Genomic DNA, 20434 nt, shown 5'->3' with positions numbered 1-20434 from the left:
TTTATCACAATTTAGCTTACGGCTTTGGCAGCCCGAATCTGGTTACAAACTTAAGCCTTTGTGCTATCTCCAGAATCATTGCAGAAAAGGTTACCTACGGTACTCCATTATTTTTGCATCCTGGGCTTGATATTAAAAACTGTAAATACATCATCATTCTTGGACATAATATCTTAGAGAGTCTCGAAAATATTCATACCCAATGGTTAATTGAGGCATTATCAAACGGGGCAAAGATGGTGTATGTAGACCCCCGTTTTAATGTGACTTCATCAAAGGCAAAAAGATGGCTTCCGATAAGAGCTGGGACGGATTTAGCGCTTCTACTTTCTCTGATTAATGTCATCATAAATGAGGAACTTTATCAGAAGAAATTTGTCCAAGAGAATACATTTGGGTTTGATGAGCTTCATGCATTCATTCAAGAATATACTCCAGAATGGGCTGAGAAGGAGTGCGACATTGGTGCCGGAGTGATTAGAGAAGTGGCAAGAGAGTTTGCCCAAGCTGCCCCAAGTGCCTTAGTTCATCCTGGCTGGAGAACCACCTGGCATAAGAATGATGTTCAGATTCGCAGGGCAATTCACATCCTGAATGTATTAGCCGGTAACTGGGGAGCACCTGGTGGAATCTTCCTTAAGAAGAAGATTGAATTAGGCACCTCAGAACATCACCCACACATGCCGTCTATTCCCAGAATAGATGAAGTTTCAAAATATATGTGGACTCCTGAAGAAGGCTTGCTCCAAAATGCAAGAGATAATGCCTATTTTGAAAAACCATATCCTATTAAGGGTTGGGTGAATATTCGGATGAACCCCATGCTCAATATGCCAGATACAAATAGAACAATAGAGGTTTTCAAAAAGCTTGATTTTGCCTTGACCATAGATGTTTTACTTTCAGAGACAGCTCTATTTTCTGATGTTGTACTTCCAGAATGTACTTATCTTGAGCGTACAGACCCAGTTCAGACAAGTGAACCCTACCCAACCCCATTTGTAGCCTTGCGTCAACAAGCGATAAAACCTATGTTTGATTCTAAGCCGAGTTGGTGGATATTTAAGCAACTGGCAGAAAGATTGGGGATAGGAGAGTATTTTAAATATAGAGATGTTACCGATGTTATCAATTTCCAGGTAAAACCATTTGGCATTGATGCAAACTATCTTAAGGAAAATGGTGTTTTTAAACCAAAAAATGGCTTCTCTCCATACCGTAGAGGAAAGGAGCTTAAGTTTAACACCCCTTCGGGCAAAATAGAGCTATATTCAAATATTCTTGAAAAGAAAGGCCATCATCCATTACCAGTTTATAAGGTTAATCCACAACCTCCCGCTGGACGATTTAGGCTGCTTACTTCGAGACACTCAGTGCATTCATATTCTATGACTCAGAATAATCAGTGGCTTCATGAAATATATCCAGAGAACGAGCTCTGGATGAATCCCAAGGTAGCTAAGGCTAAGGGATTAAGAAACGGTGATTATGTATGGGTAAAGAGTAAGGTAGGCAGAACAAAAATCAAACTCAAAGTAACAGACCGCATCCGGCCGGATTGTGTTTCTATGGTGATGGGGTTTGGTCATTTTTCACCTGGCTTGAAGTTAGCTTATAATAAGGGTGGCTCTCAAGCAGCGGTAATAGAAAGTGCTAAAGCAGACATTACCGGTGGCTCAGCATTTCATGATACATTTGTAGAGGTGGTAAAGGCATGATGGCAAATGAACGAGTGCAGATATACCTGGGGATTTCAAGATGCTTTTTGTATCCAGATGAGGTTCTGCTTAGGAGATTAGGTGAAGATTATTCATTGGATGAACTCTGTATAGAATACACCAGGCTTTTCATTAACGGTTATCCAAAGATGATTGCTCCTCCTTATGGCTCGGTATATATAGATGGGAGGCTGATGGGCCCTTCAACCATGCAGGTCTTAGCAGAATATGAGAAAGCAGGGCTTGGGTTGAATGCTCAGTTTAAAGAACCCCCAGACTATATCTGTTCAGAGCTTGAGTTTATGGCATATCTTTGGACTCAAGGGAAAAAGCAGCAAGAAGAAGAGTTTAGAAGGAGTTATTTTTTATCTTGGGCTCCAACTTTTTTTGAACGGGTAATAAAAAATACTAAGCTACAATTTTATAAAGATATAACTATTACAGCAAGAGACTTTTTTATGGAGGATATAAGAGGATATAAATAATGGCTAAAAGATATGGGATGGTGATAGATCTTTCACGATGCATTGGCTGTAATGCCTGCACAGTCGCCTGTAAGGCAGAGAATGATGTAGCAGACTGGGAAAGCAGAACAAGAATAGAGGAAGAATGTGAAGGGGAATTTCCTAATTTCTCATTGACCCTTAGAAAGGTGGCCTGTATGCATTGTGAGAATGCTATTTGCATTAAAGTGTGTCCGGTAAAGGCTTCATATCAAAATAAAGATGGTGTTGTTTTGATCAACAAAGATCGGTGTGTTGGCTGTAAATATTGTATTCTGGCCTGTCCATATAAAGCAAGATATCTCAACAAGAATACAGGCTTGGCAGATAAATGTACCTTCTGTGTACACCGGCTGGAAAAGGGGCTTAAACCTGCCTGTGTTCAAAACTGTATGGGTAAAGCATTAATCTTTGGAGACCTGAATGATCCTAAAAGTGAGGTATCAAAAGCTAAGGCAACTGGAGCGGTTATCTTCCACTGTGAGTATGGCAACAGACCAGCAGTTACTTATATCCCAAATAGGAGGTGTTAATAATGGAAAAAGAATTTACATGGGGTATATTAATCCCGATTTATCTATTTCTTGGTGGTATCTCTGGAGGGATATTCATTGTCTCTATCTTGGCGGACTTATCTCGTAAAGAGGCATATCAGAATATTGCCCGATTTGGCGCTTGGATTGCTCCTTTTCCTCTATTAGTAGGAACTCTATGTCTTATCTTTGACCTGGGTAGACCGCTTCGATTTTGGCATCTACTTATCTATTTCAACCTAACTTCTGTAATGTCTTTAGGTGTGATATTTTTAAACATATTTGGAGTACTCTCTACTGCTTATGCCTTTTTGTGGTGGGCAGATACAACCAAGATGGCAAAGGGGTTTGCAGAAAAATTTGGTAGTAATCTGGCAGGTAAACTTTTGAATTGGATAATTAAAGAAGGAAAGATAATCAGATGGCCGATAGGAGTAATAGGACTCTTTGCCGGAGCTGCATTAGGACTATATACTGGCGTTTTAATCTCTGCCTGTGCATTTAATCCCCTCTGGAGTACTCCCTTGATGCCTTTACTATTCCATGTCTCTGCAGTCTCTACCGGCATGGCATTACTGATTCTGGTCACTTACTTTTTTGGAAGTAAGGATAGTGAGGAAAGACATGCCTTAGGAGTTCTTGGACTACTTGACGCTCTTTTAATAGGCTTAGAAATTTTTATTTTAGGCTGTGTATATCTTGGCTGGCAGATTATTGCTCATATAGGAGCTAAGGCTATTGGAGTGTTTTTTACTGGTGGTTATTATCTCTGGGTCTGGATTGGGGTGGTTCTTATTGGGCTTCTGATACCATTCTTATTAGAACTTTATGGCTTCCTTCCTGCATATTATAGAAAAGTAAAGAATCATAAAGCTATGCCGGCAATCATTGCTGCTATTGGAGTTCTGATAGGTGGATTTATTTTAAGATGTGTCATCATTTTCGCTGGTCAGTCAGTTTAACCACACTTTTAATACTCTCACCTTAATTTAACCTAATCGCAAAAAAACAAGTAAATTAGGTTGACAAGGTTTTTAGATATATGTTAATCTAGGAAATAGAAAAATAAAATTTCTAAAAGGGGCTAAGGCAGCAGGCCAAGAATATAGTGGCACATATACATTTGTGGCTTGTGAGATGTATTCTGGGATTCACCACGAGGTTTGTCCCAAAGAAAAGGCCTTACAATGTGCTGCCTGCCATTTCGGTGGCAAGACCCTTGACTTTAAGGCATTAGGTTATCCTGATGACCCGATGAAGACAGGAGGAAGATTTAAAAAGGGGGGAAAACCTTAAATTCTTCGTGAATTTATTAGCCACAGTTAATCCGTGGCTTTAAAGATCAAAAATCGGATATAAAATGGAGATACTAACCCATAATCTAAATCATGCCTTGATGATCACTGCCTTTGTCTTTGTGATGATGATGCTAGTGGATTATATTGAGGTCTTAACACAGGGCAAGATGAGTTCTGGGTTAAAGGGTGGTTATTGGAGACAGTATGTAATAGCCTCAGCATTGGCCTCAACACCAGGCTGTCTGGGTGAATTTATGAATGTTTCCTTCTATGTCCATGGACTTTTGAGCTTCGGGGCTATTACTGGCAGTATGATTGCTACCTGCGGCGATGAGGCCTTTGTGATGCTTGCAATCTTTCCTAAACAAGCCTTAATCTTATTTGGTATTCTCTTTATTTTAGGAATTGTATCTGCCTGGGTAATTGATAAGATAGCACCCATTCTGAGGATTAAACCATCCAAGATCTGCGAACTCTCTGAGTTACACTTAGAAGAAGAGGGATGTAAAATCCTTGGGATAAAAGGAATACTTGAAAATTTTAGAAAGATTACTTTGGTAAGATTTCTTTTAATAGCTCTACTTGCTCTCTTTATCTTTGGTTTTGCCGGAGGAATTATTGGTCCAGCCAATTGGAATTGGGAGAGAACTACATTTATATCCTTATTTTCATTGGCTATATTTATTGTAATTACCGTCTCTGACCATTATTTAGAACACCATATCTGGACTCACATTGTCAAAAAACATATGTGGCGGGTATTTCTGTGGAGCTTCTTTGCCCTCTTAGTGGTAGATATAGGACTTAAATTCTGGAACTTAGAAGCCTTTGTTAAAGCACATATGTTTTGGGTATTGCTTATTGCCTCTTTAATAGGAATAGTGCCTGAGTCTGGGCCACATCTTATCTTTGTGATGATGTTTGCTCAAGGGGTTATTCCTTTTTCGGTGTTGCTGGCAAGTTCTATAGTTCAGGATGGACATGGGATGCTGCCACTCTTGTCTTATACCATAAGGGATTCTTTATTGATAAAGTTGATTAACCTCTTAATTGGCCTGATGTGTGGCTTGATCCTTTATGCAATAGGTTTATAAAATGGCTGTTTTGCCTATAAAGAAGTACCCAGACCATATCCTTTGCAAGAAGGCAAAAATTGTAAATGCAGCGGAAAAACTGTTATTAAGGGAGGTGAAGTAAAATGCCAATCTACACTTATATTTGTGAGGAGTGTAAAAGAGAGTTTGACCTTTTGGTTGGAGTAACCAGCAAAAAGGAAAATACGATCTGTGAGTACGTGTTTAGCTTCGCTAAACACACAATTAAACAAAGCGATTTCTGGCTCTATTGAAAAAGTGGTAGGAAAATGATAGAATGTAGAATAGAGAAGAATAAGGAGGTAAATTAAATGCTTCAGACTAACTTAATTCATATTGAGACCGAAGAAGAACTTAAAGACTTGATTGAGAATAATGAAAAGGTTGTTGTATGTTGCGGAAGGATGGGACCGATGTGTATCCCAGTATACAACATTCTGAAAGTTTTACAGGAAAAATACCCTGATATTCAGTTTCGGGATATGGACTTTGACATTCCTGCTGCTAAAGTAATCAAGAATTTACCAGAGTGTCGGGGATTTATGGGGCTACCATTCACTGTTTATTACTGTAATGGCAGGGTAGTGAAGGCAACTACCAGCATTCAGTCAGCAGAGCAAATAAAGGACATCATCAATGAGGTTTTTGTATAACTTCGGCTTTTGTAAAAGGGATTGTAGAGCTTGATGATGAAGGATAAAAAAAGGGTGATAATCATTGGTGGAGGGGTTGCAGGCAGGAATGTAGCCAGAGAACTTTCAAGAAGGGAGGGAGAAAATTTTGAGGTTTATCTTATCAAAAGAGAAACCCATCCATCCTATTCCCCATGTGGTATGCCCTATGTCTTGGCAGGTGATGTAGAAAAGCCCGAGAATCTGCTTTTCCCCGGTTTTGATAAGAAGTTAGAAAGCCGTGGCGTCAAGCTTAAATTTGGAAAGGAAGTTACCCTGATTGATAGGACAAATAACAATGTCTTTTTCAAAGAGGGGGATATCCTAGGCTACGATGTGCTTGTCCTTGCTACGGGAAGGAAACCTTTCAGACTTAAGATACCAGGCATTGAACTTGATGGGGTCTTCACCCTGATAGATTTTAATGATGGAATTAAATTATATAAAGCCATAGAGAAGACAAGGGAGGCGGTAATCATTGGTGGTGGATTTATAGGATTGGAGGTTGCCACCGGCTTTATAAAAAGAGGGATAAAGACTACTATAGTTGAGCTTAAGCCTTATGTCTTGCATCAGTTACTTGATCAAGATATGGCAAAGATTGTGGAGCAACGGCTTGAAGATCTAGGGGTTTCAATTTTTACACAAAAAAAGGTTAAAGCCATAAATGGAGAAAAAGAGGTCGAATCTGTCAGTATCAAAGAAGAAGAGATAAAAGCAGATTTGGTCCTTTTGGCGGCAGGAATCATGCCCAATGTAGATTTAGCCAGAGAAGCGGGTATTGATATTGGCACAACCGGTGGTATTGTGGTAGATGATACCCTGCATGTTAGAGCAAATGGAAGGTTTCTTTCTAATGTCTATGCCCTTGGAGACTGCATAGAAGTAAGAGATAAGATTACAGGAAGCCTATGCCTTTGTCCTTTGATTGAACCTGCTGTTTTGCAGGCAAGGGTAGCTACAGAAAGTATCCTGGGAGAAAATCCACAAGGAGTATTAGATTCCCTTTCTCCATCTATTACCTTTATTGGAGGGCTTGAGATTGGTTCGGTGGGAATTACAGGCCTTGAGGCACAAAGGATAGGGATTAAACCAATTACAAAGAAGGTAACCGGCAGGACAAGAGAGGGATATTATCCTGAATGTAAGGAAATGGTGGTAAAGCTGTTTGCCATAGAAGACAGGTTGATTGGAGCACAGGTTATCTCAGAGGAGGATACAAAGGGTGTGATTAATGAAATAACCGCCCTGATTAATGCTAAGGTTAAATTAAAAGATATCCTTTATCAAGAGAGATGCTACACACCATCACTTTCTTCCTCCCCAGATGCATTTAAAAGGGCAGTGGAAAAGATGGTTGGAGGATAAAATGGTAAATAAAGTGGCGTATTTTATGATGGTATGTGTTCAGGTAGACGAGAACAGGAAAGGAAGTTAAAATGAAAGAAAGCACTAAATCCAAAGCACGAACTAAAATGTCCAATGTCCAAATCCCAATGACAAAATTGGACATTGAATATGAGACATTTGTTGGACATTTGGATTTGGGCATTGGGATTTATTATAATGATTACTGGAAAACCAATTGCTTTTTAGTATATTTACTTTTACTTGACTTATGTTACCCCAAGATGTAGAATATATGAGATAAAAGGAAGATTGTTATGATTGGAAGAATTATCCTGGGAGCTATTATTGGTGCAGGTATTGGGGGTATCATCGGATACTTTGGCAAGTGCTCATCTGGAACTTGCCCTTTGACCAGCAATCCATTTAGTGGGGCAATATATGGTGCGATTATAGGAGCAATAATTGCTCTTATGACAAGATAAAATGATTCTTAAGTTTTAAGAGGAGGGAGAGGTTTAAGGTGGTAAAGATGAAAAGATTATTGTTAGTGATCGGGCTTCTGATCTTGGTCAGCTGTTGTGGGAAAAAGGAAAGCCAGCCCGAAGAGAAGCAGGTAACTGAGAAGCAGCAGATAGCTGAGAAGCAGGTGGCTGAGAAGGAGCAAGTGGCTGAGAAGAAACAAATGGCTGAAGAGAAGCAGATACCTGAGAAGCAGGTGGCTGAGAAAGAACCCTCAAATCAAGCAAAGATATGGAATGGACCTGATTTTACCTTACCCACCATAGATGGAGAAACCTTAACCCTTTCTGAACTCAGTGGTAAGGTGATAATCTTGGATTTTTGGGCAACCTGGTGCCCACCCTGCAGGATGGAGATCCCTGATTTTATCCAGCTATACAGCCAATACAAGGATAAAGGGCTTCTGATCATAGGCCTTAGTCTTGACGAAAGCCCAGATAATGTTAGGCAGTTCAAAGAAAAGATGGGAATAAACTACCCTATTGTTATGGGAAATCAAAAGGTAACAGAGGATTTTGGTGGAATAAGAGGGATACCAACCACTTTTATAATAGACAGAGAAGGCAATATAGAAACAAAGATTGTAGGTTATCGTTCTAAAGAGGTATTTGAGAAAGAAATAGATTCTCTCCTCAAAGAGTGATGGATGATGTCTCTTTACTCATTGCCTTTTTGAGCCGGGCTATTGTCATTCCTCTCCCCTTGTGTCCTGCCTCTTGTCCCTGCCTATATCTCCTTTATCTCTGGGCTATCAGTAGACAAGTTGCAAGCCTCTGAGGGAAGAAAGGGTTTGAAGGAGACCTTAATCGCCACTGTTCTATTCATCTTAGGCTTTTCATCCATCTTTGTCTTATTAGGGGCTTCTGCCACCTATATTGGCAGATTCATCTTAGGCAATAAAGGGATAATTCGCTTAATTTTAGGGATAGTAGTAATCATCTTTATTATGCAAAGAGCAAAAAATAAGAGATGGCAGGAAAAAACTTAAAATTTAAAACTAAAAAAGACAAACATCGCAATTATTCAAGGAGTTATCAGTTAAATAAATGAAGAGAATTCTTTTATTTATCTTGCCGATTTTGCTTATTGTTGCTATTGGCTTTACGATATTCGGCATTATGCAGGTTCGTTTTACCCAAGAAAAATTGATGGATGACCTCCAAAAGAAAGCCAAAGCCATTGATGAAACCTTAGAGTTTTCCGCCAGAACATTTCTTATTAATAATGATTTAAGATCAATCAATCGCTTGGTTGAAAGTTTCCAGAAAAGAGAAAGGCTCCAAGGCTGCGTAATTTATGACAAAGATGGCGAAGTTTTAGCCATTACTGACAGAATTTCTGACTACAAGGATAAACCAAAGCCATATATTACAGAGGTGCTCACTAATAAAACCGCTCGGGGAGCTCTGGAGGATTTCAGAGAATCTTCTGTATATAGTTATATCCTGCCTGTAATGGATGAAGAAAATAATGTTTTAGGTATGGCAGAGGTTATCTATGATACATCTTATGTTTTTACCACATTAACCTCCTTATGGAAGCGCTTCAGCATTTCTTTGGTAAGTTTATTGGTAATAATTGTCTTAATTATGCTTTTAATTCAAAGGCGCATATTTATTCTGCCGATTATCAATCTTACCGAATGGTTTAAGCATTTTCAGAAGGGCGAAACAGACAAAGCACATCCTATTAAAGAAAAAGGAGAACTGGGTAAGCTTGCCAGCGAGGTTGAACAGGTGGCATTGAACCTTAGGGTTGCACGCAGGGCAATTTCCAAAGAGGCTTCAGTGCGCTTAAAGAAGGAAGAAACCTGGACCGAGGTTAAATTAAAGGATATAGTTCATGCCAAATTGGGCGAAAATACATTATTTGTAGTTTCAAATAGAGAGCCATATATGCATGTTTTGGATGAAACAAGAGGCATAACCAAATGCATAAGGCCAGCAAGCGGTGTTGTTACCGCATTACACCCTATTCTATGTGCCTGCGGAGGGACATGGATAGCCCATGGAGGAGGCAATGCCGATAGAAAATTTGTGAATTCAAAGGATAAACTTGGCGTGCCACCCGAAGATAATCGTTATATCCTTAAGCGAATATGGCTTAGCAAAGAGGAAGAGGAGGGCTATTATTACGGCTTTGCCAACGAAGGATTATGGCCTCTTTGCCATAATACGCATACCCGGCCTATTTTTAGAGAAGGGGACTGGGAAGTGTATAAAAAGGTAAATCAGAAATTTGCCAACAGCCTCCTTGAGGAATTCCCGGCAAAGAATCCCTTTGTGTTTATTCAGGATTACCATTTCACGCTATTAGGCAGGATGATTAAAGAAAAACGGCCTGATGCAACGATTGCCTTATTCTGGCATATCCCCTGGCCTACTGCGGAAGCATTTTCTATCTGTCCTTACCAAAAAGAAATCCTGGATGGAATGCTGGGCTGTGACTTGATTGGCTTCCATGTGCAAAACCATTGCAATAATTTCTTAGACACAGCAAACCGACTCCTTGAATCCAGAGTGAACATTGAGAAATTTAGCGTTGTCCGGCTGGATAAAGAAACCTTTGTAAAGGCTTTTCCAATCAGTGTTAACGGATATGTAAGTGGTGATTTTAAAGAGCGTAATTTAACAAAAGCAATAGAAACGATAAAGAAAGACTTTGACTTAGAGGATAAAATTATTGGCGTTGGCGTGGATAGAATTGATTATACAAAAGGTCTCATTGAAAGGGTGCTGGCGATTGATAGATTTTTTGAAAAATATCCAAATTATAAGAAGAAAGTGGTATTTGTCCAGCTTGCTGCTCCCAGCCGTGTCCATATAAAACGCTATCACGACCTTATGTCAGAGATTGATGAGTTAGTAGAAAAGAAAAACTGGAAGCATGCAGAGGGAAACTGGAAGCCGATAATTTACCTTAAAAGGTATTTCTCCCCAGAAGAAATTAAGCCCTTTTACAAAATGGCAGATTTCTGTATTGTCAGCTCCCTGCATGATGGGATGAACCTTGTTGCCAAAGAATATGTAGCAAGCAAAAAAGATTTAGCTGGTGCGCTTATCTTAAGCCAATTTACCGGTGCAGCAAGAGAATTAACCGATGCTATCCAATTCAACCCTTATGCCATTGAGGAATTTGCCGAGGCTATTAAGCTTACTTTGGAAATGCCAGTAAATGAGAAGAAGAAACGGATGAATAATATGAGAAAGATTATTGCTGAAAATAATATCTACCGCTGGGCAGGTAATATTATTACCGAACTGACGGCGCTTAAAAAATCGTAACTACTTAAGGTTTTTTAAGTGAACAATAAGACAAAAACTTAAAAATATGGGGAAAATTCTTTCTTCCAAACTACTTTATAAATGCAAAATGCAAAACACAAAATGCAAATTTTGTTTCAGTATATCTAATCTTAAAGAATTGGCGGATGAAAATTAGTGAGAAAGGTCGCACAAAAACATTGACATTTAGGGAAAAAAGTAGTATCATAAACCTATGATGAGTTCTGCTTATTGTATTGCAGGCAGAAAAGGGAGGAATAAAGAATGAGATATAAAGACCTAAATGATGAATATTTTACTAGCCACTTTGAAGAATTGGTAAAAAACCATGGTGGTGAATGGATTGTCATTGCTAAAGGGAAGAAGATGGGTATTGGTCCTAAGCATGAGGTAAGAGAGATGTTTAAGATGGCTAAGGAAAAATTTCCAGGAGAGGTTTGTTTAATATCACCGATTCCAAAGGAAGAAGAAATAGAATGCATTCTCTAATCTTCCCCTATAAAAGACACAAATCTCGCATGATGCCTATAGTTCCAGCAATCCTTTTCGGTGCTAATAAAACCTTAATTGAACTTGAGGCTTATATAGACTCTGGAGCATATATGAGTATTTTTGATGTTGAATTTGCCTTTGCCCTTGGACTTGAAGTCAAAAGTGAAAGAAAACAGATGTTCATTGTTGGAGATGGGAGTTTTATCCCTGGCTATGTCTTTAACCTCCCGATGCAGATAGGAGAACATAAGTTCATCTCTCCTGTTGCTTTTTCTGATAAGCTAAATGTAGGATTTAACCTTCTTGGAAGAAAGGGAATTTTTGACCACTTTGAGGAAATTATCTTTAGAGAAAAAAGAGAGGAGGTAGAATTTAGATATGAAGCTGTTTGAAGTATTATACCAAATATTAGACAGAGAGAAGGAGTTAACAGCCATATTCCTAAAATTTTCTTGACAGGATATTTTATTTATGCTACTCTGTAACTAGCCTAACTTATAATGCACTAATATAAAACTGCCAATAGGCAGTATAATCATAGGTTAGGTCAAAAAATATGGATGAATATTTAAAATTAACTGAGATAATTGATTGGAAGCACCACTCTATATTAGAAAAAGCAAAGGCATTCTCTAATCAAAGAGGAGATGTCTATACTATTTCTAAACATTGCTTTGAATGGGTAAGAGATAATATTAAACACAGCCGTGATTTTTGTCTAAATCCTGTAACTTGTAAAGCATCTGAAGTTTTAAAGCATCTCACAGGGTATTGTTATGCAAAAAACCATTTATTAGTTGCCTTATTACGGGCCAATTCAATTCCCTCTGGCTTTTGTTATCAAAGGCTAAGTCGCGATGATAATGGTCCTCCTTTTGTATTACATGGATTAACAGCAATTTATTTATCCAAGATAGGTTGGTATAGAGTTGATCCAAGAGGTAATAAAGAAGGCGTAAATGCTCAATTTGAGCCTCCCAAAGAACATTTAGCATTTCATATAAACTTAGAAGGTGAAGCTGATTTACCAGAAGTATGGTCAGATCCACTTCCTGTAATTGTTAATTTGTTACAAAACAGTAAAACTTATAATCAAGTTTGGGAAAATCTACCAGATGTTGAAATTATCCATGAGCTAACCAAGCGTTGGGGGAGATATTAGGGTCAAACCGTGAATGTAGAATGCACAATAATTCGCTGAGGCAGAGGAAAAAAGGAAAAGACAGTGAATCAAAGCTTTTGTCTAACCCTGCGTTGCAGTTGACCGCTGGGGGACTATGCCGTAGTCAAAGTTTTGTGGTCTCTCAAAGTTTTATCTTGCTATCAAACTTTTGTGGTAATTCTCCCCGCCGCACCTGAACTTTATCGTTAGACAAAAATATTAACTATGAGTAGATATTTCAATGAGAATTAGTGGCATAATATGGCTACAGAAAATCGTAGAGAAACTTGCAAAGAAGCACCATATTACTCAAGATGAGGTAGAACAGGTATTTGTTAACAAACCCCAATATCGATTTTTGGAACAAGGGAAAATTGAGGGTGAAAATGTATATTCGGCGTATGGGCGCACTAATGCAGGCCGTTATGTAACAGTAATATTTATTCACAAACTTGGTAGCCGTGCCTTGGTTATAAGTGCACGAGATATGGATAAAAAGGAGCGTAAACAATATGGTAGATAAGATCCCTGATAACATGACTATTGAGGAAGCCTCAAATTTTTGGGATAGTCACAGTGTAGCAGATTATCCTTCTTATGTAGTACAATTGGAGTATAAACCAGAAGAACGAATCACCTTTGTTGCCATTGCAAGTAACTTGCTAACTCAGTTGGAAAAGCAAGCAAAAAAACAGGGGGCATCTGTAGAAACATTAGTTAATTTGTGGATTCAAGAGAAACTTACGCATAGAGTATAAGTTTTTTGTCTAACAAATTTAGAAAAGCCGGTATTGAAGAGCGCCCGAATTTACAAAAAGATGGCAATAAAGCAAAATCCTATCAGGTGAAACAAGTACGGCATATGATATTGAAATACAAATTAGGAGGTCAAGATTGATGGATAGATACGAGATAATAATATATTGGAGTGAGGAAGATAATGCTTATATAGCAGAAGTTCCAGAGCTTCCTGGATGTATGGCGCACGGAGAAAACTATGAATCGGCAGTAAAAAATGTTAGAGATGCAATTCAACTTTGGATAAAAACGGCAAAGGAATTTAATGATTTTATACCAGAACCGAAAGGTCGCCGTCTCGTTTACGCATAGTATAAAATCACCTAACTAACCGCTGCACCTGACCACCAACAGCTGAATGAATAAAGAGGAATGAATAAAGGGGAATAAAGGGGGACAGTAATCTAATTGGAGAGGATAATTTTATAAAGAAGCTAGAGAAGCAATTAGGCAGGAAACTTAAAGCATTGCCTATTTACGAAGGCCAAAAAAAGAATAAAATGATGCCTGTCCCTGGTATTTATTTATAATTAAGTGTTGCATTTTGATATAGTAATATCAATAAAGGGATTTGAATTGACAATAATCATTTGAAAAAAATATAATAATTATATGGCTAATCGAAAGGGTGAAAATTTAATAACCATTTCAAAAGAAAGGGTGCAAAAAAAGGTGGGGTTGTAATTTTGTCCTTACAGGAATATCAAAGATTATGTGAAAGAGCAATACCAACCTATTATTTAAAAGGAAAAGAGGCGCTTGAACTGGATAAATTGGTTGAAGAAGGATTAAAAGAATACAGGGAAGAAAAGTGTAAAACAATAAAATCTTTGGCTGATTTAGATTAATTCTTTTTTTATGAAAATCAGAGAAATTAAGGTTTCACCTCTTTTTGAAAAGCATTACAAAAAACTTCCAAACCAGATTAAGGAAAAAGCAAAAGAGAAGGAAAAAATTTTTAGAGAAAACCCTTTTGACCCCCGATTAAACACCCATAAGCTCTCGGGAAAAAATAAAGGGTGTTGGGCATTCTGGATAACCCATTTTTATAGAATAAAATTTATTTTCTTAAGCTAGCGAGGAGGTTTTATTTTTAGACATCGGACCTCATGATATTTGCAAAGATTGAAATATGAAGAAAAATCTCATATGGTTTATTACTTGGTGAGAAGGTGAGTAGATACAAAAATCTTAAAATGTGAATTATTTATTTACCCAATTTAACAAAATAGAAGAATTACTACGCAATCGTTTTATATTACTTTTGCTGGATTACGATGGAACACTGACTCCCATTGTAGAAACCCCTCAAGATGCAATTATTTCCAAAGAGACCAAAGAATTATTGCAAAGATTATCAAAGAAGTCAAATTATGCCTTAGGCATTATTAGCGGAAGGTCATTGGAAGATATAAAAAATACGGTTGGAGTAAAAGATATTATTTATGCTGGTAACCATGGTTTGGAGATTGAAGGGCCGAGCATTAAATTTAAAAGCTGGGTTTCTTTGAGAATAAAGTCAGTTATACATCGTATTGCTGATGATATGCGAAAACGGCTTTCCAAGATAAAGGGTGTGTTAATTGAGGATAAGGAATTGACCTTAAGTATTCATTATCGGCTAGTTGGGAAAAAAGATATGCCTGTTTTTGAGAAAATTATCTCTGAGGTTACAGCTTCCTATACCGATAAAATAAAGGTTGATTGTGGAAAGAAGGTTTATGAAATAAAACCAGCGGTTAAATGGGATAAGGGCAGGGTTGTTTTATGGCTTTTGAGCAGAAAGCAATTCTCTTTTGACAAGAAGAGGATTTTACCGATTTATCTCGGTGATGATACAACCGATGAGGAAGCTTTTAAGGCATTAAAAAGAAAAGGGTTAACAATATTTGTAGGAAAATCGCATACTTCTGGTGCAGATTACTATTTGAGAAATACGCAAGAAGTAGTCAGGTTTTTGCATTTAATCTCGGAAATACACCATAATTAATTATGTCAGAGTTAATAAAAGCAAAAGAACCATTTAGGTTTTTCACAAGATTGCACTTATCGGAACTGACCGGCTTAAGAGCTGCTACCTTAGATCAGCTTTTGACCCTTATTAAGGAAGTACCTGGTTCCTGCATTTATCACCATACCCATAAGTTTTTGCAGCAGCATCAGTATCTTTCTCCTCTGCCGCCAAATGATTTTGCTTACTGGGTAACCGAGGCTCTCGGAGAGGATGAGCTGGGAGAAAAGCTTGCCAGTATTGATACGATACAATACCCAACTATTCGCAGCTTGCGGGATAAGATTGCGCAAACTATTGAGGAATATTTGAATGATAGCCCCCTTGCCAAATTAAAATTTGCCAGAAGCAAAGAAGAATTTCATTTTATCAAGTCAGTTAGTTTTATTCTGCCGACAAATTATACAGCTTATGATTTAAAGGAATTTGTGGAAATTTTAAAAAAAATTACTATTGATTCTATTTATTTTCATATTTTTGAGGCACGGCTTAGACTTGAGAAACCGACTAATGACTTTTCTAATTGGATAGAAAATTCTTTAGGCAATAAGAGATTGGCGGATAATATTTCAAGATTAGACCCTTACACTCACACTTTAGAGGATTTAAGAAAAACGCTCATTCAACTAATTAAAAAATAAATGGCAAAAATAGAGGAATATATTCCTTTGGTGGGACAGTCTATTATTGACGACTTAAGATTGCTAAGCGAGCGATTAAAAGGTAAGGTCATTCAGCATATAAATTCTACTTCGGTAGGCGGTGGGGTTGCCGAGATACTGAACCGCATGGTTTTCTTATTGCAGGAATTGGGGGTAGATACTAGATGGGACATCATAAAAGGCGGTGAGCAGTTCTTTGAAGTAACAAAGAAGTTTCACAATGCCTTACACGGTAGGCCAGAAGAGATAACCCAAAGGGATTTTGAGATATTTATGGAAACAAGCCAGGAGAATATCAAAAATGTTAATATCTATGGAGATATAGTTTTCATCCATGACCCGCAGCCAATTGCTTTAATAAAGAAGAAAACCACTAATAAATGGCTTTGGCGATGTCATGTTGATGTCTCTAATCCTGATGAAAGGGTTTGGGAATTTCTTTTGGATTTTATCAGACAATATGAGGGAGTCGTGTTTTCTGCTCCATCTTTCTCACGGAAATTACCAATCAGACAATTTCTAATTTCTCCCTCTATAGACCCTTTAAGCGATAAAAACAAGGAATTACCACAGGAAACAATAGATACAGTATTAAGAAAATACAATATCAAAAAAGATAAGTTGATTATTACCCAGATATCCCGTTTTGACCGTCTAAAAGACCCTCTAGGCGTAATTGAAGCGTATTTACAGGTGAAAAGATATATCAAATGCCAACTCATTTTGGCGGGTGGAACCGCAAGGGATGACCCCGAGGGGATTAAAGTTCTTGAGGAAGTTTCCGAAAAGGCAAAGAAAGAGCAGGATATTCATATTTTGCTTTTGCCTCACAACGATATTGAGATAAATGCATTACAAAGGGCATCAGATGTAATTATTCAAAAGTCTCTTAAGGAAGGATTTGGTTTAACCGTAGCAGAAGCGCTTTGGAAAGCAAAGCCGGTTGTAGCTTCAAATGTCGGCGGCATTCCTTTACAGATAAAACACAAATATTCCGGATTACTTTGCTATTCAATTGAAGGCGCTGCCTTTGCGATAAAACAGCTGCTTAATAGCCCTGAATATGCCAGGAAATTAGGAGAAAATGGCAGAGAGCATATGAGAAACAATTTTCTCCTCACCAGGCACTTAAGGGATTATATCCTGCTCTTTCTTTCTTTATATCATAAGGAAGATATTGTTTATTTATAATGGGGTCAAACCTTGTGCATTCAAGAGCGTCTGGAGAAAAACCTTGTAGTAAGGAGATAGCCTAAAGAATTGATGACTTTTACCTTGCCTTATGATATACTTGTTACAATGTGGAAAGAGATGGAAGAGAGCTTTTTGTCTACTTAAAAGATGGGCTAAAATTACATCAAGCAAATTCGTGAAGAAAGAGGGATAAAAAATGAAAGAAAAGATTGGGGCTATTTTATTTTTAATAGTAGGATTGGGATGCCTGCTGGTGGCTATAGCAAAATTCATCAAAGAAGGATTTGATCTATTCTTTCTTGTGTCATTTTCCTTTGGCATAGTATTTACTATAGGAGCGTTTAATGTCTTATTAAAAAAAGAAGACCCTTTCTTTGCAGGAAAATTATCAGGTGTAATCGTAGTCGTAGTCATAATTCTATTGTTTTTGGGTGTAGGAATAATGACAAAGATTCCTTTGAGTATGCTCTTATTGATGATAATTTTTTTCTCAGTGTGGGGAAGTGGGATTCTTTTTTCACTATTTAAAAAACCTAAGAGCCCTTTTCTAAAAGAAGAGGTGGTTATTCCTGAAAGACCCACTTTTATTAAAATAATCAAAGAGTTAGAAGACGCCTACACTTCTTTGTTCCTGTTGCTGAGTTTTTCTTTACTGCCTCTTTGTTACGGAGGTGGAGGGTTTATCTTTGGACTAATTGTAGCCTTTATTATACCACCAATATGTATTGAATATTGGAAAAACCTTGAAAAAGAAGAAAGAAAGAAAAAATCTCCTATCCCGTATGAAATAAGAGAGAAGATGAAAGAATATTTTGCCCTGACTGGATATGCAGCTAGTTATATTTTATTAATTGCAGGGTCAATCATTACCCTGATTAAATATAAATATAAAAGCATTCCCGGGACGACTATCCTCTGGGGATTGATAACCCTTTGGGGTTTAAGGGCTTTTCATAAAACGATTAATGAAAAATATTCCTTTGCAGAAAAGTTTCCATTTATCTTCCAGTTTACCGAAGTTACAGTAGGGATATTTCAGGTATTTTCCATTCCACTCAAGGTATTGTCCATTCCACTCACTTTCCTACGAAGAAAACCTGATGAGATTAATGAGATTAGTATACCAGTGAGTCTACCATTATTGAGCATTGGGGAAGCCAGGTCTTTAGCCAATGAATATGCAGTGAAGAAATATCCTTTAGCCTACATTTTTGCCATTTATAGTGGTGGTGAATCTGGGGTGAGCAAAGATGGTCAGGCAGAGGAATGGAGATGCTTTTACTATCAGCCTGAAAAAGATAAACAAGTGGAATGGGTGGTTACAAAGGACAAGGTTAGGGCAAAAAGGACTGAAGCTTTTTACGGCAAGACCCCTCCTGAAAGATTACTTGATGATTGGCTTGATTGTTCAAAGATTATCAAAATAGCCCAGGAAGGGTTAAGCCAGATTATGACTATTGAGGAAGAAAGCCCATTATATTTTTATGTCTATCTACCAGCCTCACAATTTCCAGAGGAGATGGGGAATGACTTACTATCTTCGGCAAAGATTTGCTGGGTGATAAGCGTCTTTGATGAGGATATGACATTTATCCAAAATTTCTATGTCAATGTAGAAACCCATGAACTCATATCCCCTGAATTTATTAAGGAAATGGAAATTTAATTAATAGTCAATTCATCTACATTATTACATGTGTGGCCAACTCAGTGCCAGGATAGTTCGATTATTACCTTGCCATTACGCTATAGCCGAAAAGGAAAGAAAAAAGCGGTTTGGGAACTTCACGATATCTTTGCTCAAGAGCAAAATTACCTAAAGAATTGATGACTTTTACCTTGCCTTTTGATTTACTGGTGGAGATGTGGAAAGAGATGAAAGAGAGCTTTTTGTCTACTTAAAAGCTGGGCTAAAATTGCCCAAAGGAGGTAAAAATGAGTGAAATCTTATTAGTTATAGGAGGAATCTTAAATATAGCACTCGCTGCATTCCATCTTACTTTTTGGAAAGATCCTCTGTTTAATTGGAAAGAAGAACTACCAAAATTAAATCTAATTTAAGGCTCATCCCGGATTATAGTGGATAGGGTATGGATAGGGTTTAAAGACACCCAGAGAGGAACATCCTTGAATAATCTTTAGTAATGAACTCCTTATCCCTATAGCCTCATCCCTTCTAATAATATTTTTTGCCTTAAGATTTGTTCCCTCTATGTAGCCAAGGGGAACTTTTTTCTCACAATAAGCAATAATCCCATCTATATGCCTGTCTATCATTTTGGCAAATTTCTTGTAAGGCTCAAGTCTACTCCATTTAAGCTTTTCCTTCCAATTATGCCAGAATTTAAGGGCATTGCCTTTGTATCTCCATAACATAGATTTCCAAAGATTTCTTTCAAAAGATGGGACAATAGATGAGCCTGCGATTAACCATAAGAAGACCCTTAAGAGCTTCCCTTGGTTTTCCCTTAAGATTAGCCATTCTCTTTAAAAGGATAAATTTCTTGCCGCAGGGGAGTCCTTTCATCTTCCTTCATACTTCTTAAATTCTGCTTTACGAACCTCATTTAGGGCATTAAGGAGATGTCTTATTACATGAAACTTGTATGTATAATCTTTATTAAGGGACAATGAGCACGGAAGCTGTTGGCAAACCCTTTTGCCATATCCATAACCCCATAGGCTATCTTTTTTGCCCTTCTTTTACCAAACCACCTCCAGAATGGCTTTAAGTCCTTCTCCTTTCTGCCTTCTCCTATATATAAAACCTCAGGGCCATTAGATCCTTCAAGGCTACTTATCATATGCAAATAGTTGTTATGTCCCTTTCCAACTGAAATCTCATCTATTCCTAAAACATCTATTCCATCTAAATCCCTTTCCATTTGAGCCTTTTCTATTGCCCTCTTATCTATCTCCTTTATTGTTTCCCAATGCAAGCATTCAAATGTTGCTGCAGGGTCTATTGTCATCACCTTGCATAGTTCACTTGTTTGATGGGCTAGTTCTTTGGTGATTCTAGTGTCACGGTGGGCAAATTTTGCACGAGTACCAGTTACGCATAGCGTGTCGTGTAAAAGACCATTCAAATGGATGAGCAGAGCGATTATTATACTCATCTAAGGATGTGTAGAGGTGGTTTATG

General features: G+C 37.8%; 28 protein-coding genes and 1 pseudogene. 27 read left to right on the top strand and 2 right to left on the bottom strand.

The genetic code is table 11. From position 1 onward, the window contains the following. From AB1630_03920 to AB1630_03790, 27 genes and pseudogenes are all read left to right on the top strand, one after another. On the top strand, positions 1-1718 hold a 1718-nt coding region (locus tag AB1630_03920; GenBank protein ID MEW6102956.1), incomplete at its 5' end, for a molybdopterin-dependent oxidoreductase. Next, positions 1715-2203, top strand: a complete 489-nt coding sequence (locus AB1630_03915) for a molecular chaperone TorD family protein (protein ID MEW6102955.1) — start codon at positions 1715-1717, stop codon at positions 2201-2203. The genes AB1630_03920 and AB1630_03915, both read left to right, overlap by 4 nt. Continuing rightward, complete coding sequence (locus AB1630_03910) at positions 2203-2754, top strand: 4Fe-4S dicluster domain-containing protein (protein ID MEW6102954.1); 552 nt, start codon at positions 2203-2205, stop codon at positions 2752-2754. The genes AB1630_03915 and AB1630_03910 overlap by 1 nt, the downstream gene beginning before the upstream one ends. Before the next feature lie 2 nt (positions 2755-2756). Continuing rightward, positions 2757-3716 carry an NrfD/PsrC family molybdoenzyme membrane anchor subunit gene (nrfD, locus tag AB1630_03905; GenBank protein ID MEW6102953.1) on the top strand — a complete coding sequence of 320 codons (960 nt, stop codon included), beginning with the start codon at positions 2757-2759 and terminating at the stop codon, positions 3714-3716. A gap of 76 nt (positions 3717-3792) precedes the next feature. Then, positions 3793-4050 carry a hypothetical protein gene (locus tag AB1630_03900; GenBank protein MEW6102952.1) on the top strand — a complete coding sequence of 86 codons (258 nt, stop codon included), beginning with the start codon at positions 3793-3795 and terminating at the stop codon, positions 4048-4050. A 64-nt stretch (positions 4051-4114) separates the two neighbouring features. After that, positions 4115-5146, top strand: coding sequence for a putative manganese transporter (locus AB1630_03895; protein MEW6102951.1), 1032 nt, complete (start codon positions 4115-4117; stop codon positions 5144-5146). 311 nt (positions 5147-5457) lie between these two features. Beyond that, on the top strand, positions 5458-5799 hold the full coding sequence (locus AB1630_03890) for a thioredoxin family protein (protein ID MEW6102950.1): 342 nt from the start codon (positions 5458-5460) through the stop codon (positions 5797-5799). Between the two features lie 33 nt (positions 5800-5832). Then, positions 5833-7185 carry an FAD-dependent oxidoreductase gene (locus AB1630_03885; protein MEW6102949.1) on the top strand — a complete coding sequence of 451 codons (1353 nt, stop codon included), beginning with the start codon at positions 5833-5835 and terminating at the stop codon, positions 7183-7185. Between the two features lie 71 nt (positions 7186-7256). Continuing rightward, the gene (locus AB1630_03880; GenBank protein ID MEW6102948.1) at positions 7257-7454 is read left to right on the top strand and encodes a hypothetical protein; all 198 of its coding nucleotides are present in this window, start codon (positions 7257-7259) and stop codon (positions 7452-7454) included. Positions 7455-7481: 27 nt separating this feature from the next. Then, positions 7482-7649 (top strand): DUF6132 family protein, encoded by a 168-nt coding sequence (locus tag AB1630_03875; GenBank protein MEW6102947.1) that lies wholly within the window; start codon positions 7482-7484, stop codon positions 7647-7649. A gap of 47 nt (positions 7650-7696) precedes the next feature. After that, on the top strand, positions 7697-8329 hold the full coding sequence (locus AB1630_03870) for a TlpA disulfide reductase family protein (protein MEW6102946.1): 633 nt from the start codon (positions 7697-7699) through the stop codon (positions 8327-8329). 42 nt (positions 8330-8371) lie between these two features. Beyond that, positions 8372-8674 carry a cytochrome c biogenesis protein CcdA gene (locus tag AB1630_03865; protein MEW6102945.1) on the top strand — a complete coding sequence of 101 codons (303 nt, stop codon included), beginning with the start codon at positions 8372-8374 and terminating at the stop codon, positions 8672-8674. Between the two features lie 58 nt (positions 8675-8732). Beyond that, positions 8733-10970, top strand: coding sequence for a trehalose-6-phosphate synthase (locus tag AB1630_03860; protein ID MEW6102944.1), 2238 nt, complete (start codon positions 8733-8735; stop codon positions 10968-10970). A gap of 264 nt (positions 10971-11234) precedes the next feature. Further along, positions 11235-11459 carry a hypothetical protein gene (locus AB1630_03855; GenBank protein MEW6102943.1) on the top strand — a complete coding sequence of 75 codons (225 nt, stop codon included), beginning with the start codon at positions 11235-11237 and terminating at the stop codon, positions 11457-11459. Between the two features lie 29 nt (positions 11460-11488). Next, complete coding sequence (locus tag AB1630_03850; protein ID MEW6102942.1) at positions 11489-11854, top strand: hypothetical protein; 366 nt, start codon at positions 11489-11491, stop codon at positions 11852-11854. A gap of 164 nt (positions 11855-12018) precedes the next feature. Continuing rightward, positions 12019-12624, top strand: coding sequence for a transglutaminase family protein (locus tag AB1630_03845; protein MEW6102941.1), 606 nt, complete (start codon positions 12019-12021; stop codon positions 12622-12624). Between the two features lie 241 nt (positions 12625-12865). Continuing rightward, complete coding sequence (locus AB1630_03840; GenBank protein MEW6102940.1) at positions 12866-13147, top strand: BrnT family toxin; 282 nt, start codon at positions 12866-12868, stop codon at positions 13145-13147. Continuing rightward, positions 13137-13382, top strand: a complete 246-nt coding sequence (locus AB1630_03835; GenBank protein ID MEW6102939.1) for a CopG family antitoxin — start codon at positions 13137-13139, stop codon at positions 13380-13382. Before AB1630_03840 ends, AB1630_03835 begins: the two co-directional genes overlap by 11 nt. A gap of 11 nt (positions 13383-13393) precedes the next feature. Further along, positions 13394-13522 (top strand): annotated as a pseudogene (locus tag AB1630_03830) (type II toxin-antitoxin system HicA family toxin). Then, on the top strand, positions 13522-13734 hold the full coding sequence (locus AB1630_03825) for a type II toxin-antitoxin system HicB family antitoxin (GenBank protein MEW6102938.1): 213 nt from the start codon (positions 13522-13524) through the stop codon (positions 13732-13734). Before AB1630_03830 ends, AB1630_03825 begins: the two are co-directional and overlap by 1 nt. Before the next feature lie 374 nt (positions 13735-14108). Continuing rightward, entirely contained in the window at positions 14109-14270 is a 162-nt protein-coding gene (locus AB1630_03820) for a hypothetical protein (GenBank protein ID MEW6102937.1), read from the top strand. 10 nt (positions 14271-14280) lie between these two features. Continuing rightward, positions 14281-14499: a type II toxin-antitoxin system mRNA interferase toxin, RelE/StbE family gene (locus AB1630_03815; GenBank protein MEW6102936.1), complete on the top strand. Its 219-nt coding sequence runs from the start codon at positions 14281-14283 to the stop codon at positions 14497-14499. A gap of 121 nt (positions 14500-14620) precedes the next feature. After that, on the top strand, positions 14621-15412 hold the full coding sequence (gene otsB, locus AB1630_03810; GenBank protein MEW6102935.1) for a trehalose-phosphatase: 792 nt from the start codon (positions 14621-14623) through the stop codon (positions 15410-15412). Between the two features lie 2 nt (positions 15413-15414). Next, the gene (locus tag AB1630_03805) at positions 15415-16074 is read left to right on the top strand and encodes a DUF5752 family protein (protein MEW6102934.1); all 660 of its coding nucleotides are present in this window, start codon (positions 15415-15417) and stop codon (positions 16072-16074) included. After that, positions 16075-17286 (top strand): glycosyltransferase, encoded by a 1212-nt coding sequence (locus AB1630_03800; protein MEW6102933.1) that lies wholly within the window; start codon positions 16075-16077, stop codon positions 17284-17286. Between the two features lie 199 nt (positions 17287-17485). Beyond that, positions 17486-18955 (top strand): hypothetical protein, encoded by a 1470-nt coding sequence (locus AB1630_03795; protein ID MEW6102932.1) that lies wholly within the window; start codon positions 17486-17488, stop codon positions 18953-18955. 269 nt (positions 18956-19224) lie between these two features. Then, positions 19225-19350 (top strand): hypothetical protein, encoded by a 126-nt coding sequence (locus AB1630_03790; protein MEW6102931.1) that lies wholly within the window; start codon positions 19225-19227, stop codon positions 19348-19350. A 3-nt stretch (positions 19351-19353) separates the two neighbouring features. On the opposite strand, the gene AB1630_03785 is transcribed toward AB1630_03790, so the two are convergent. Beyond that, positions 19354-19665, bottom strand: coding sequence for a transposase (locus AB1630_03785; GenBank protein ID MEW6102930.1), 312 nt, complete (start codon positions 19663-19665; stop codon positions 19354-19356). Between the two features lie 215 nt (positions 19666-19880). Next, on the bottom strand, positions 19881-20261 hold the full coding sequence (locus tag AB1630_03780) for a transposase (GenBank protein ID MEW6102929.1): 381 nt from the start codon (positions 20259-20261) through the stop codon (positions 19881-19883). Between the last annotated feature and the right edge of the window lie 173 nt (positions 20262-20434).

This window comes from bacterium (assembly GCA_040753555.1).
Classification (GTDB): Bacteria; UBA9089; UBA9088; order UBA9088; family UBA9088; genus JBFLYE01.
This window is presented reverse-complemented; position numbering and strand designations above follow the sequence as displayed.